This is a genomic window from Roseobacter sp. CCS2 (genome assembly GCF_000169435.1).
In the GTDB taxonomy this organism is placed as follows: Bacteria; Pseudomonadota; Alphaproteobacteria; order Rhodobacterales; family Rhodobacteraceae; genus Yoonia.
The window spans coordinates 91,026-104,198 of sequence record NZ_AAYB01000005.1 but is presented as its reverse complement, the minus strand read 5'-3'; the positions used below and the strand labels follow the sequence as shown (position 1 = coordinate 104,198).

The 13,173-nt window shown below is 55.1% G+C and carries 13 protein-coding genes; 4 read left to right on the top strand and 9 right to left on the bottom strand.

The window, feature by feature from the left end:
- Positions 1-6 precede the first annotated feature (6 nt).
- Both fosX and recQ read right to left on the bottom strand, forming a co-directional pair.
- Positions 7-426 (bottom strand): FosX/FosE/FosI family fosfomycin resistance hydrolase, encoded by a 420-nt coding sequence (fosX, locus tag RCCS2_RS14790; RefSeq protein ID WP_008235642.1) that lies wholly within the window; start codon positions 424-426, stop codon positions 7-9.
- Entirely contained in the window at positions 423-2,462 is a 2,040-nt protein-coding gene (recQ, locus tag RCCS2_RS14785; protein WP_008235639.1) for a DNA helicase RecQ, read from the bottom strand. The genes fosX and recQ overlap by 4 nt, the downstream gene beginning before the upstream one ends.
- A 250-nt stretch (positions 2,463-2,712) precedes the next feature.
- Between recQ and RCCS2_RS14780 the strand changes: the two genes are divergently transcribed.
- From RCCS2_RS14780 to RCCS2_RS14770, 3 genes are read left to right on the top strand one after another with little or no spacing between them, the layout of a single operon-like run.
- Positions 2,713-3,357 carry a histidine phosphatase family protein gene (locus RCCS2_RS14780; protein WP_037294274.1) on the top strand — a complete coding sequence of 215 codons (645 nt, stop codon included), beginning with the start codon at positions 2,713-2,715 and terminating at the stop codon, positions 3,355-3,357.
- Between the two features lie 12 nt (positions 3,358-3,369).
- Positions 3,370-3,972, top strand: coding sequence for a glutathione S-transferase family protein (locus tag RCCS2_RS14775; protein ID WP_008235637.1), 603 nt, complete (start codon positions 3,370-3,372; stop codon positions 3,970-3,972).
- A complete protein-coding gene (locus RCCS2_RS14770; RefSeq protein WP_008235634.1) occupies positions 3,972-5,021 on the top strand; it encodes a saccharopine dehydrogenase in 1,050 nt (349 codons plus the stop codon). Before RCCS2_RS14775 ends, RCCS2_RS14770 begins: the two co-directional genes overlap by 1 nt.
- 30 nt (positions 5,022-5,051) lie before the next feature.
- On the opposite strand, the gene RCCS2_RS14765 is transcribed toward RCCS2_RS14770, so the two are convergent.
- From RCCS2_RS14765 to RCCS2_RS14735, 7 genes are all read right to left on the bottom strand, one after another.
- On the bottom strand, positions 5,052-5,378 hold the full coding sequence (locus RCCS2_RS14765; protein ID WP_008235621.1) for a DUF3775 domain-containing protein: 327 nt from the start codon (positions 5,376-5,378) through the stop codon (positions 5,052-5,054).
- 86 nt (positions 5,379-5,464) lie between these two features.
- Positions 5,465-5,812, bottom strand: a complete 348-nt coding sequence (locus RCCS2_RS18605; RefSeq protein ID WP_232204287.1) for a hypothetical protein — start codon at positions 5,810-5,812, stop codon at positions 5,465-5,467.
- A 182-nt stretch (positions 5,813-5,994) separates the two neighbouring features.
- Positions 5,995-7,962 carry an acyltransferase family protein gene (locus RCCS2_RS18005; RefSeq protein WP_008235617.1) on the bottom strand — a complete coding sequence of 656 codons (1,968 nt, stop codon included), beginning with the start codon at positions 7,960-7,962 and terminating at the stop codon, positions 5,995-5,997.
- A 339-nt stretch (positions 7,963-8,301) separates the two neighbouring features.
- Positions 8,302-10,215 (bottom strand): 1-deoxy-D-xylulose-5-phosphate synthase, encoded by a 1,914-nt coding sequence (gene dxs / locus RCCS2_RS14750; RefSeq protein WP_008235614.1) that lies wholly within the window; start codon positions 10,213-10,215, stop codon positions 8,302-8,304.
- A 24-nt stretch (positions 10,216-10,239) separates the two neighbouring features.
- The gene (locus tag RCCS2_RS14745) at positions 10,240-11,148 is read right to left on the bottom strand and encodes a polyprenyl synthetase family protein (RefSeq protein WP_008235612.1); all 909 of its coding nucleotides are present in this window, start codon (positions 11,146-11,148) and stop codon (positions 10,240-10,242) included.
- Positions 11,141-11,374 carry an exodeoxyribonuclease VII small subunit gene (locus RCCS2_RS14740; protein WP_008235609.1) on the bottom strand — a complete coding sequence of 78 codons (234 nt, stop codon included), beginning with the start codon at positions 11,372-11,374 and terminating at the stop codon, positions 11,141-11,143. The genes RCCS2_RS14745 and RCCS2_RS14740 overlap by 8 nt, the downstream gene beginning before the upstream one ends.
- A complete protein-coding gene (locus RCCS2_RS14735; protein ID WP_008235608.1) occupies positions 11,371-12,294 on the bottom strand; it encodes a histone deacetylase family protein in 924 nt (307 codons plus the stop codon). The genes RCCS2_RS14740 and RCCS2_RS14735 overlap by 4 nt, the downstream gene beginning before the upstream one ends.
- A 111-nt stretch (positions 12,295-12,405) precedes the next feature.
- Here RCCS2_RS14735 and RCCS2_RS14730 point away from each other — a divergent pair, with 111 nt between their 5' ends.
- Positions 12,406-13,128, top strand: coding sequence for a hypothetical protein (locus tag RCCS2_RS14730; protein WP_232204283.1), 723 nt, complete (start codon positions 12,406-12,408; stop codon positions 13,126-13,128).
- The last annotated feature ends 45 nt before the right edge of the window (positions 13,129-13,173 follow it).

Here is a 13,173-nt window from a genome sequence, read left to right as displayed (position 1 = left end):
CAGGCTTTATACGGGCTTTTGAGCCTCTCGTGCATAGCGCTCTAGCCGTTCTTGCAGAGTGCCGGTGTGAAGCTCAAACAAGTGGTTATCATAGTCGTGAAAATAGATCGACCGACCTTCTCCCGCGATACGTGATCGTCCCTCGCGGACGTCAAGGCCAAGCGCATTGATCCGCATCAAATGATCGTCGTACTGTGCATCATCCATTTCAAAAGCAACGTGATTGTAACTGCGCGTTGGCAGTGGGTCGCCTTGCATAACAGCCACCCACACTCCGCCAATATCAAAGAACCGTTCAGCCGATAGTGAATGCGATTGCTTGCCGCTGTCATATATCTTTTGAGCATTCAGGACCGATACCAGGATTTGTTCCATCCTGTCCAAATCCTGAACAATAAAGGTGATATGGCTCAGGCCCTTGCTCATTGCCCCTCTTCCAGCACTTCCAAAAAAGCCTCACCAAACCGCTCTGCGTATTTATCGCCGATGACGCGGGTCAGGTTATCCATATCCGCCCCACGCAGTTGCGCCACCTTGGCCAGCATCGACGCAGAGCAACTCATCGGTTTGTCGGCCCCATGCGGCCCGCGGTTCAGCGACGCTTGCACCTGCATCAACCGGTCATAAACCGCCCCTTCATCGCGCCCCGCCAGCTTGCGGCGCATCGGATGCACATCTTCAACCGCGCCGGCGATCACTTCAAGAAACGCGCGCCCGTAGTTTTCCAGCTTTTTGGCCCCGACACCGCCAACATGGGCCATTTCATCCAAGGTCATAGGCCGCTTTTCGGCCATTTCGATCAAGGTACGGTCGTTAAAGATAATATAGGCGGGCACATTGGCCTGCTCGGCCAGATAGCGCCGCTTGGCTTTCAACGCAGACAGTAGCGGCGCGTCTTCTTCGCTGACCAGCATCCGCACCTTAGGGCCAGAACCGCGGGCGGCTTTGATGGTGTCGCGGCGCAGTTCAATCGTTGCCTCACCCCGCAGGATAGGCCGCGCGTGTTCGGTCATCCGTAGCGCGCCATGCCTTTCGCGGTCAGGGCGCAGCAGGTCGTGCCCCATCATCTGCCGGAAAATCGCCTGCCATTGGCGTTTGTCATAATCCTTGCCAACACCATAGGTAGGCAGACTGTCATGCCCGCGTTGCTGAATTTTATCCGTCGAATGGCCCAGCAGAATATCAATCAAATGCCCCGCGCCAAACCATTCTTCCGTCCGCAAAGCCGCAGACAACGCCATGCGCACGGCAGTTGTGCCGTCAAACACCTCAGCCGGTTTATCGCACAAATCGCAATGCCCACAGGGGCCGGGGGTTTCGCCGAAATATTCCAGCAGATTTTGACGCCTGCATCGCAACGCCTCTGCCAATCCCAGCAGCGCATTCAACCGCCCATGATCCGCCGCGCGGCGTTCAGGGGGCGCCAGCCCTTCGTCAATCTGCTGACGACGGTAGCGGATGTCATCAGGGCCAAACAAGGTAAGCGTTTCGGCAGGCGCACCATCACGGCCCGCGCGACCGATTTCCTGATAATACGCCTCAATCGACTTGGGCAGGTCCGCATGCACAACCCAGCGAATATCGGGTTTGTCGATACCCATGCCAAAGGCGACGGTCGCACAAACAATTAACCCATCTTCTTGCTGAAATCGGCGTTCGACGATGCGCCGATCCTCGGCTTCCATCCCGCCATGGTAATGACAAGCCCGGTGGCCTGCATCACCCAATGCCTTCGCAAGCGTTTCGGTCTTCGCGCGTGTCCCGCAATACACGATCCCCGATTGGCCCTTGCGCGCAGCTGCAAAGTTCAAAACCTGATTGCGCGGCCCATCTTTGACGGCGAAAGCCAAATGGATGTTGGGCCGGTCAAAACCACGCAAAAAACTCGATGGTTGCTGCCCGCCAAACAGCTTCTCAACAATCTCTTCCCGGGTTTCGGCGTCAGCGGTCGCGGTAAAGGCGGCCAAAGGCACATCCAACGTGCGCTTCAACTCACCAATACGCAGGTAATCAGGGCGAAAATCATGGCCCCATTGGCTGACACAATGGGCCTCATCCACCGCGATCATGCTGATGCCAGCCCGGCGCAGCATGTTCATCGTCCCACCAGAGGCAAGGCGTTCCGGCGCCATATACAACAGCTTGAGTGTTCCGGCCTCTAACGCGTCCCAAACAGCGTCGGTTTCTTCGGGGGTATTGCCAGACGTCAGTGCGCCTGCTTCAACGCCCGCCTCGCGCAGACCGCGCACCTGATCGCGCATCAGGGCAATAAGAGGCGAAATAACAACGGTGACACCCTGCCGCGCAAGGGCAGGCAATTGAAAACAAAGGGATTTACCACCACCGGTCGGCATGATCGCAAGGGTGTCTTCACCTGCGATCACGGCATCGACGATCTCTTCCTGACCGGGCCTGAAGGCGTCAAAGCCGAAAACGTCACTCAGAAGCGATGCGGTGGACAACGGATACCCTGCTTTTGAAATTTTTGCTGCTCTTGAAGGTCACAATCCCACGCTAAGAATCTGTTAACAAGAGGAAGACGTGCGGCAAAATGCAAAAGGCGGGAACCTTCAGCGCAGACCAACCCAAAGGTGACAACAAAAGACCCCGTAAGATTTCTAGGACATGATTAGTGCGCCGTGAATTCGACGCCTTTGATGCGTTGCCAACCCCCGTCACACCTCGTAACCCTGTGGGTTCAGGAGGAATATGATGGGCGAGATCATTTTAGTCCGGCACGGACAGGCCAATTCCGGCGCAACGGACGAAGAAAGCTATGATCGGCTGTCTGATTTGGGCCATCAGCAGGCCAAATGGCTGGGCGATTACCTATCAGACCGCGAAGGGGCCTTTGACAAGGTGATTTCCGGCAGCCTGCGCCGCCATAAAGAGACCGCCACTGGTATCGGTTACACCGAACCGCAAATCGACCCGCGCCTGAACGAGATGGATTATTTTAATCTAGGTCAAGCGCTTGAAGACGTGCACGGCGTGCCTTTCCCCGGCCCCGATGAATTTGCCAGCCACGTCCCGCAAGTGATGGAAGCCTGGCACAAGGCCGAGATTATGGGCGTCGAAACCTTCGCCTCTTTCGAGGATCGGGTGACATCGGTGCTGCAAGAGGCCGCCAATCCGGGTGTCCGGGTGTTGTGCGTCACATCAGGCGGGGTGATCGGTATGATTATCCGCCATTTGCTCAACCTCGACCCCACCCGCATGGCCCACGTCCTGCTGCCCATCATGAACAGTTCCCTACACCGGGTCCGCGTGATCCCGCAAGGACCGATCCTTGCCAGCTTTAATGCCGTGCCGCACCTAGACCGCGACGACCGGCTGCATGCCCAGACACATTACTAAAGGACCGCACCCATGCTGAAACTACATTACGCACCGCGCACCATTTCCGTTGCTGTTGCCCTTGTTCTGGAAGAATTGAATATCCCCTATGAGGCAGTCCGCGTTGATTTCGCCACAGCAGAACAGACAAAACAAGACTATCGCGAGATCAATCCAAAAGGCCGGGTGCCCGCCTTGGAAACCCCCGACGGCATTTTGACCGAAACGCCTGCGATCATCGAATACGTCGCCCCGCAACTGGTGCCGGAAGATGCATTCGCTGCCGCCAAAATGCGCGAACTGATCTCATACCTGAACGCGACCATGCACCCGCACCACGCTCATGGTCTGCGCGGTGAACGCTGGGCGGACGAGGCAAGCTCGATTGCAGACATGAAGCGCAAAGTGCCGGAACGGATGAACGATTGTGCGGCGCATCTGGAAGAGTTTCTACCAAGCCTGCCTTTCACCACAGGCACGTTAGAGGTGCTGTCTGACGCCTATCTTTATGTCGTGCTGACATGGTTGCCGGGTGATGGGGTCGACGTCACGCACTATCCGCGCCTTACCGCGTTCCAGCATAAAATGAACACGAAAGCGTCGGTGCAAGCCATCTTTGAAAAAGGCATGCTGTGATGACGCATATCTGGGTACGCTCCGAAGCCCGCGCGCATGAAGAACGGGTTGGGCTGACACCACAAGGGGCGGCCAAATTGCTTGCGGCAGGGTATCAGGTCACGGTTGAGGAAAGCACACAGCGCAGTCTGCCCATTGCTGATTACGCCGCAGCCGGATGCGACGTCACGCCAGAGTTTTCCTGGGTCGATGCACCGGATAATGCAATCATCTTTGGCCTCAAGGAATTGCCCGAAGACGGCACACCCCTGCGCCACCGCCACATCATGTTCGGGCACGCCTATAAAGGGCAGCCATCAGGCAAGGTTCTGTTGAATCGGTTCAAGGCAGGGGGTGGCACGCTTTATGATCTGGAATACCTGACCGAAGAGGACGGGCGCCGGGTTGCCGCATTCGGCTATTGGGCTGGTTATGCGGGGGCTGCCGTATCATTGATGTGCTGGATGGCGCAGCAGAACGGCAAGGTCGCCGGACCGGTCAAAGCCTACCCAAGCGCAAACCATCTACTCATGGAACTTCAGCAAGACCTGATGGCATTGGGCACAGACCGGCCGACCGCATTGATCATCGGGGCCTTGGGGCGCGTCGGCACAGGGGCCGCCGACCTGTGTCAGGCAATGGGTGTGGGAACAACAAAATGGGACATGGCCGAAACTGCATCTGGCGGGCCATTTCCGGAAGTGTTGGCGCACAACATCTTTCTCAACTGCATCCTGGCGCGGCCCGGCACGCCGGTCTTTGTGCCTGCCAGCGCCAAAGTGGCGCCACGCGCGCTTTCGGTGATCGGCGATATCGCTTGCGACCCCGACAGCGACTTTTCCCCCATTAAGGTATATGACCGCACAACAACATGGGGGGCGCCTGCCCTGCGGGTGCATGACCGGCCCGTGCTGGATGTAACAGCAATCGACAACCTGCCGTCCTTGTTGCCTGCCGAAAGCAGCGAAGATTTTGCAGAACAACTGTTGCCGCACCTGATGACGCTGTCAGATATCAGCAAAGGTGTTTGGGGCCGGGCACAAGGCTGGTTTGATCAAGCGACCCGATGATCGCGGTAAGGTGGATCATGATCCACCTTACTAGGCCGGGCGGTAAAGATCATCCTCTGCCGTTGACGGATCAACGCCAAGGGCCGCCATACCAGCCTCAAGATGATCAGCCAGATGCGGCGACCCTTTCAGATAATCCGCTGTCGGCGTTGTCGCCTCGCGCTCTGCGGTTGCCAAGGCGTCGCCCAGATCCTCTGGTTCAAAACTCCCGCGTCCAATCCAAAAGACAGCGACCAGCCCGACCTTTTCATCATCGGCAAGCTGATCGACAAAACCATCAAACTCGTTTTCGGCGCGGTCAAGCTCGCGCGCCAGAATGATCACCTCGGCGATCTTATCAGCAGTGATTGGTAACATCGGATATCCTCCTTTGCGCCCATCATGACGAAAGAGCCCACGCGCAGCCTTGATCTGGCGCAAGAGACAGCTGATGCTGTACGACCTTACTTTTTGTCGCGCGCCGCTTTTTCTTCCTTGGTCAGCTTGTTGTTCCAAACATTATTGCTCAGACCCAATTCAGCCGCCAAAGGTTTGGTTTTGCCAACACTGACCTTGCCACCTTTATTCAGGAATTCCTGAATAAGAGCATCATCGGTGTTTTCTTTAGGAACATGTTTCATGGTGATAAGGTAGTCGAGGATCGCGTTGAGGGCAATGACTGCTATGCGGACAAAGCTACCGTTCAACATTCGTGTACTAACGACCACTACCAGCCCAAAGCGGCGATTGAAATCAAACACCTTGGCGGAAGGGGACCATTCGCTGCGAGCGCAAGACTTCACCGCGCTCAATCGGGAGCGGTCATTTCGTATTGTTAAACTTACAACGCTAACGAAAGATAGCACTTAAATCCAAATGCGCCGTAATGGCCCAACCAAAGAATCCATAAGCAAGATCCATATTTGATTTACCATTGGAAATTTGCATGGAACTTCACAATCTCTCTCGTCGCTTAACAAAATCATAACAAATTCTAACGATGGCTTTGGTCTTTTGATAATGCAGTCCTGAAAAGCGGAGCCAACAAATGTGCTTCTCTTTGGCTCAAGTGGTTCCAGTCAATCATCCTATATGAGCCGTCTTCTGCAATGGGGTTGAAGTTATTGCCGTTTGCGAAAAAGACGTCTGCGGGATCGACAATAGTGACCATGTTCTCAAATTTTGCAGCCACAGCTTCAAAGGACGTTTGCTGGCGTGATCGCGTTCTTAAATCCTGTTGCTTACTCACTGTACACGCGGTGGTGCCCCATAGTCGAACCTGTAGGGCACATGTCTCAACTTGCGTAATGTAAGAGAGCAGAGGCGTATCCAACACCAAAATCAGACGAACCTCTCTGGCAACTAACTCATGCGCAAGCCTTTCTAGATTATGACCAAGGTTTTCTGATTTTGAGTTAGGTGAAGTGTCTGCTGAAACATCCAGATGCATATCGCGTTTTGCATTTAGATGGCCCCTATGGAACGCTAAGACTAAAGTGTCCCCAGAGTCTACATTCTGAAGTGTTCGGCTCAAAGCAGGTCCCCACGGAGCTTCACGTTGGGCTAAAAAAATGAAAGGGAAGTCGCCTTCGCGGTCCGTGTTGATAAAATATAGCGACGATCCGAGCTCATCGGTGATTTCTTTCAATGGGAACGTAAGTTGAGCTGCATGGCTGTCACCGAGAAGGAAGATATCAGCGGGCAATAAATTTGGTCCAAAGCCAAGGCATTCCGACAAAGGATCGCTTGCCGCTGCAATGCGGACAGCACCGTGGCATGGTATCACATCCCACGGTTTATGCGGAACAACGCCAACAGAGTCAAAAACTGTCCAAGGCATTCTTTCTGCGGCTTTGGGACCAGCTATGGCGACAAACACTCCGACATACGACGACAGGACTAAACTGATCGCGATGTACTTGCTGTCAGATCTCTTTGAGCTTGGTCTTCGAAATGGAATTTCGATCAAATGATACGAGGTGATTGCCAAAAGAAATGACAGGCACAGCGCAATCAGAAAGGCTTGTGGACTGTTTCCTATGGTGACAACTGAAATTACTTGGATCGGCCAATGATACAAATAAAGCGAGTAAGAAATGCGACCGATGTAATTAATTGGCTTTGCGTTGAGGAAAATCTTCCAACCTAGCAAACCGTTATTCGTTATGCTGAGCAGAAGGAGCGCTGTACAAAAGCAGGTCAGTGCAACCTGCGTCACTGGAAAATCGGCCTTCCAAAAGACACAAATGGCAAGCACCGCTAAAATAAGGCTATCCAGAGCCTTCGGCCAAGTGACCTGATATTTTGATTGGTGCACGAGAAACGCGATACAGCCGATCAAGAGTTCCCAAAATCTAAATGGTGAAAGGTAAAAGGCCGCTACAGAGTTTGCGGAAGCCATCCAGGCGTACGAAACAAACGACAACAACGCCAAGCAAAGTAGGATACTCAAAGCAGCGTTTGAAACCTGTCGACGGGAGGCTCCAAAAACGCCTATGGAGAGCCCCAATAATGGGAAAATCAAATAGAATTGTTCTTCGACTCCCAAGCTCCATGTGTGGGTAAAGGCATTGATCTGGCTGCTTAGGGCAAAATAGTCTGCGTTTTGTTCAAACAGGACTATGTTTGATAGCCCAAACAGAGCGGCGCCACCCGTAAGAAAAGCATCTCTTGATGGACGAATTGTGAGCACCACGAGCGCCAATGTGCTGAACAGTGCGCAACCTATCAAGGCAGGAAGAATTCTTCGAAACCTCTTGGCGTAAAACTTTGCAATGATTTCCCTATGCGTAAGCTCAGAGGAGTAGTTAAAGAGCGATCCAGATATCACAAACCCCGAAATAACAAAGAAAATATCGACACCAAGAAAGCCGTTAGGCGCAAAGGATGGGAAGTAGTGGTATGCAATCACCAGCAGCACAGCAATGGCACGAAATCCATCGATCTCAGGGTAGTATTTCATTGATTTTAAACCGGAAAATACATATTCAAGTCAGTCTCTGATCGCTATGCTATCAACCTAGCGCTATACACAAATCCTAACAATGCCTACTGGTCAGTTTAACTTCTTAGTGGTGCGAATGAATGTAGTCTTCGTCCGCGCCGCGGCCGTCGAGCCATCTTCAATTTTGTGCTTACAGCGAATGTCTGGTGTGCGGGCTCAGACCGCAAAACCGTGAAGTTCAGTCCAAGGTCCAGCTTTCACCATTCGCAAGACTTTGCAAAGTCCGCTTTCTGCGCATGGCCGACGTTAGAACCTCGTGGGGCATCGGCCACCATGAGCTCAAACCGGGCATCAGATCTACGCCCGCTTTTCCAGCGTTGCAACGCCCAGCACTTCTAGCACTTTCGCCTCTATATGCTCGGCGTTCATCCCTGCCACGTCATACATTACCTTGGGGCTTGCTTGATCAATGAACGTGTCAGGCAGCACCATTGAGCGGTACTTGAGCCCGTGGTCGAACACGCCCTCATCCGCCAACAGTTGGGCTACATGAGACCCGAAACCACCCACGGCACCTTCTTCGACAGTGATCAGCGCGTCATGATCGGCCGCCAACTGCAAGATCAGCTCTCGGTCCAGTGGTTTGGCAAAGCGCGCATCGGCAACCGTCGGTTTGATCCCCTTTGCTTCAAGCGCTTCACAAGCCGACATCACTTCTTGCAATCGTGTTCCAAAAGACAAGATTGCGACCTGAGCGCCCTCGCGGATCATCCGCCCCTTGCCAATCTCGAGCAGTTCGGGGGTCTCAGGCATCTCAACGCCAACCCCTTCCCCGCGTGGAAAGCGGAACGCGATGGGGCCTTCATCATGTGCTGCTGCGGTGGTGACCATGCGCACCAATTCCGCCTCATCCGCGGCCGCCATCACCACGAAACCGGGCAGGTTCGACAGATACCCCACATCAAATGACCCCGCATGGGTTGCGCCATCGGCCCCGACCAGCCCGGCCCGGTCAATCGCGAACCGGACGGGAAGGCGCTGAATGGCCACATCATGCACAACCTGATCATAGCCACGTTGCAAGAACGTTGAATACAGCGCACAGAACGGACGCATCCCGCCAGCGGCAAGCCCTGCACTGAACGTCACAGCGTGCTGTTCGGCGATACCGACGTCAAAACAGCGACTGGTGTAGCGTTCCATGAATTTCGTGAGGCCCGTACCATCTGGCATGGCTGCGGTCACCGCACAAATCTTGGGGTCATCAGCAGCGAGCTTGCACAGGCTTTCGGAAAACACAGACGTGTAAGACGGCGCATTGCTGGGCGCCTTCTTCTGCTCGCCCGTGATCACATCAAACTTCGCCGTCGCATGGCCCTTGTCGCTGGCGCGTTCAGCGGGGGCATAGCCTTTACCCTTTTTGGTGATTGCATGGATCAGGATCGGGCCATCGGCGCGGTCTTTTACGGTACGCAGCACCGACAACAGCTGTTCCATATCGTGGCCATCAATCGGGCCCAGATAAGAGAAACCTAGTTCCTCAAACAGCGTACCGCCCACGGTCATATGTTTCAGCATATCCTTGGCGCGCTTGGCCCCTTCGCGGAAAGGTTCTGGTAGCAAGGACACAGCACCTTTGGCCGCCGCCTTGAATTCCTGAAACGGCTCGCCAGCATAAAGACGCGACAAATATGACGACATGGCACCAGTGGGCGGGGCAATCGACATTTCATTATCATTCAGGATCACGATCAACCGCTTTCCCAAATGGCCTGCGTTATTCATGGCCTCATAGGCCATACCTGCCGACATCGCGCCATCACCGATGATCGCAATCGCATCACCACCGCCCGCACCCAAATCACGGGCCACAGCAAAGCCAAGGGCTGCAGAGATCGACGTGCTGGAATGGGCAGCACCAAACGGATCATAAGGACTTTCAGAGCGTTTGGTGAACCCGCTCAACCCGCCCTCGGTGCGCAGCGTGCGAATACGGTCACGGCGGCCTGTCAAAATTTTATGCGGATAACACTGGTGGGACACGTCCCAGATGATTTTATCCTTGGGTGCGTCAAAAACCGCATGCAACGCAACCGTCATTTCAACCACACCAAGCCCGGCACCCAGATGCCCGCCTGTCACCGACACCGCTGCAATCGTCTCGGCACGCAGTTCATCGGCCAGTTGGCGCAATTCGGCGTCTGACATGCCTTTCATATCATCAGGCGTGTTGACGCGATCAAGAAGCGGGGTGTGGGGTTGGTCTGACATTATGGCCCTTCTGGGCGACCTTTCTTAATGCGTGCGCGCAATCACAAACTGTGCGGCCTCTTTCAACGTATCAGCGTCGTCACCATAAGGAGATAGCGCATCGCATGCCTCCTCCACCAGTGCGCCCGCGCGACTTTTCGCCCCATCAAGACCCATCAAAGACACGAATGTGGCCTTGCCGGCGGCGGCATCCTTACCAACGGCTTTGCCAACTGTGGCCGCATCACCTGTCGCATCCAGAACATCATCGGCAATCTGAAACGCCAGCCCCAGGTTGGCGCCATAAATCGACAAAGGCTCACGCTCGGTTTCCGCCATGCGCGGGCCGACAAGGGCGGACCATGAAATCAATGCACCGGTCTTGGACGCCTGCAAATCCATGATCTGTTCCAAATCAAGCGGCACCGCAGCAGTCTCAGCTGCAATATCAGCGGCCTGCCCGCCAACCATGCCACGCACACCGGCGGCGTTGGACAAGGACATCAACAGGTTCAGCTTGGCACGCGGCGCGCATTCGGCCTGTATTAGCAGTTCAAAGGCCAGGGCCTGCAAGCCATCACCGGCCAGCACTGCGGTCGCCTGATCCCACTTTTGATGTACGGTGGGCTGACCACGGCGCAGATCATCGTCATCCATGCAGGGCAGATCGTCGTGCACCAGCGAATAGGCGTGGATACACTCAATCGCTGCCGCAGCACCTGCCGCAGCAACCGGATTGATCCCCAGCATGCGGGCCGTTTCCAGCGCCAGAAAAGCACGCAGCGCTTTGCCACCGGATGCCGCATAAAGCATGGCCGCAGGCACATCGCCCTCAAGCCCGCTCAGCGCAAAGCCAATCCGCGCCTCAGCTATTTTTGAGGCCTGCGCCAGCGCATCCTGCAACGGTTTGCGTTGCAACGCGGCGATCTGATATCCCTGCGCACCCTCAGCCATCGAGTGGGGCCGTCCCAACCGGTGCACCACCTTCGCCAAGCGTAATTTTGGCGACCTTTTCTTCGGCTTCTTTCAATTTCGCCTCACAGCGGGCCTTCAGGGCTGCACCACGTTCATAAAGTGCGATGCTTTCATCCAAAGCCACATCGCCACGTTCAAGCTGACCAACCACTGTTTCCAGCTCCTTGATCGCATCTTCAAAGCTCATGTCTTTCACGTCGCTCATCGGCCTCTTTCCTCCAATACGGTCACGTGGGCGGCGGCAGATGCGCCCAACGCAGCTAGGTCATATCCGCCTTCCAGGCTTGATACCACCCGGCCTTGGCAATGCTTATCGGCCACATCACATAAACGTTCCGTTACCCAAGCAAAGTCTGCGGTCGTCAGGTTCATACCCGCCAATGGATCATCCATATGTGCATCAAATCCAGCCGAAATTATGACGAGTTGCGGAGAGAATGCATCAACACGCGGCAGAACGACCCGCTCCATCACATCCCGAAAGGCCTTTGACCCGGTACCTTCGGGCAAAGGCACGTTCAGCACATTATCGACGCCAACTTCATGCGCGGCCCCTGTGCCGGGATAAAGTGGCGACTGATGTGTGGAACAAAAAAGGATGCGCGGATCATCCTCGACCAGATCCTGCGTGCCATTGCCGTGGTGCACATCAAAATCCACAATCGCGACACGGTCCAACCCGTGATGGTCCAGCGCATGTTTGGCCCCGATCACGACATTGCCAAAGAAACAAAAGCCCATCGCTGTCTGCCGTTCCGCATGATGGCCCGGCGGGCGCACAGCGGCAAAGGCGTTCGCCACCTCACCACCCAGCACCATATCAACAGCCCGGACAACGCCACCGGCAGCACGGTAGGCCGCCTTCAAGGTGCCAACGGACATATGCGTATCAGCATCCAGCGACCGCCATCCTTCTTGCGGGGCTGCGGCGTGGATCGCATCAACATGCGCCTTTGGATGGGCACGCAGCAGATCGTCCTCGGCGGCCAAGGGTGCCTTCACGCGCTGTAAATCGAAACCTTCCAACGCGCCCAGAACCGCATCCAACCGGGCCACCTGTTCAGGATGGCCGGGTGGGGTCACATGATCCGCGCAATCTTCATGAGAAATCAAAGCTGTTGTCATGCCCCCAAAAGACGAGATTCAGGGCAGAAGCACAACCGTATTTGTGTGCATACTTGTCGATGCCCTATGACGCGTTAAGCTTGCAGCATGATCCGCTTCATACTGCATACCATGATTATCCTACTGCTCACCGCGCTGACACAAATCGGCGGTTTGGCGTGGCTTGTCGCACTTGCATTCCGCAAAAGGCTGCTGTCCTTCCTGCTCATCTATACCGTGATGACCGTAGCGACCACGCTGATCGCACCCAGCTTCGGGCGCACAGCGCTTAGCTGCACTGCAGATGGCCCGCTACAAGTACAAAGCTGGATGTATTGCGCGCTGAACCGCAACTACGTGACCCCCGAACTGGCCGATGTTCTTGAACAGACGGCCACCGCACTGGACCAACGCTACCCCGGCACCACAACACTGGTACTGGACGCGAATTTCCCGTTTTTCGACAATTTCCCTCTGCTTCCGCATCGATCGCACGACGATGGCGAAAAGGCTGACCTCGCTTTCTACTACCGGGATGAAACCGGCTATCTGCCGGGGGCCACCCGATCACCCATCGGCTACTTCGCTTTCGAACAAGGCCCCAGCGACTGCGCGGCAAGATGGCCGTCACTCAGATGGAATTTTGCAGCGCTGCAACCCTTATGGGCAAACTACACGTTAGAGCCGCAACGCAACCGGGCCATGCTGCAAATCCTTTCTGCTGACCCGCGCATCGGGCGTATTTTCGTCGAACCCCACCTGGTGCAAAGCCTAGGCGCAGCCAATCCCAAAATCCGCTTCCAAGGATGCCGCGCTGCACGCCACGATGATCACATCCACCTGCAACTCAGATAAAAATCTGACCATACATCTTCTCATGTTCAAAAATACCTCGGGGGA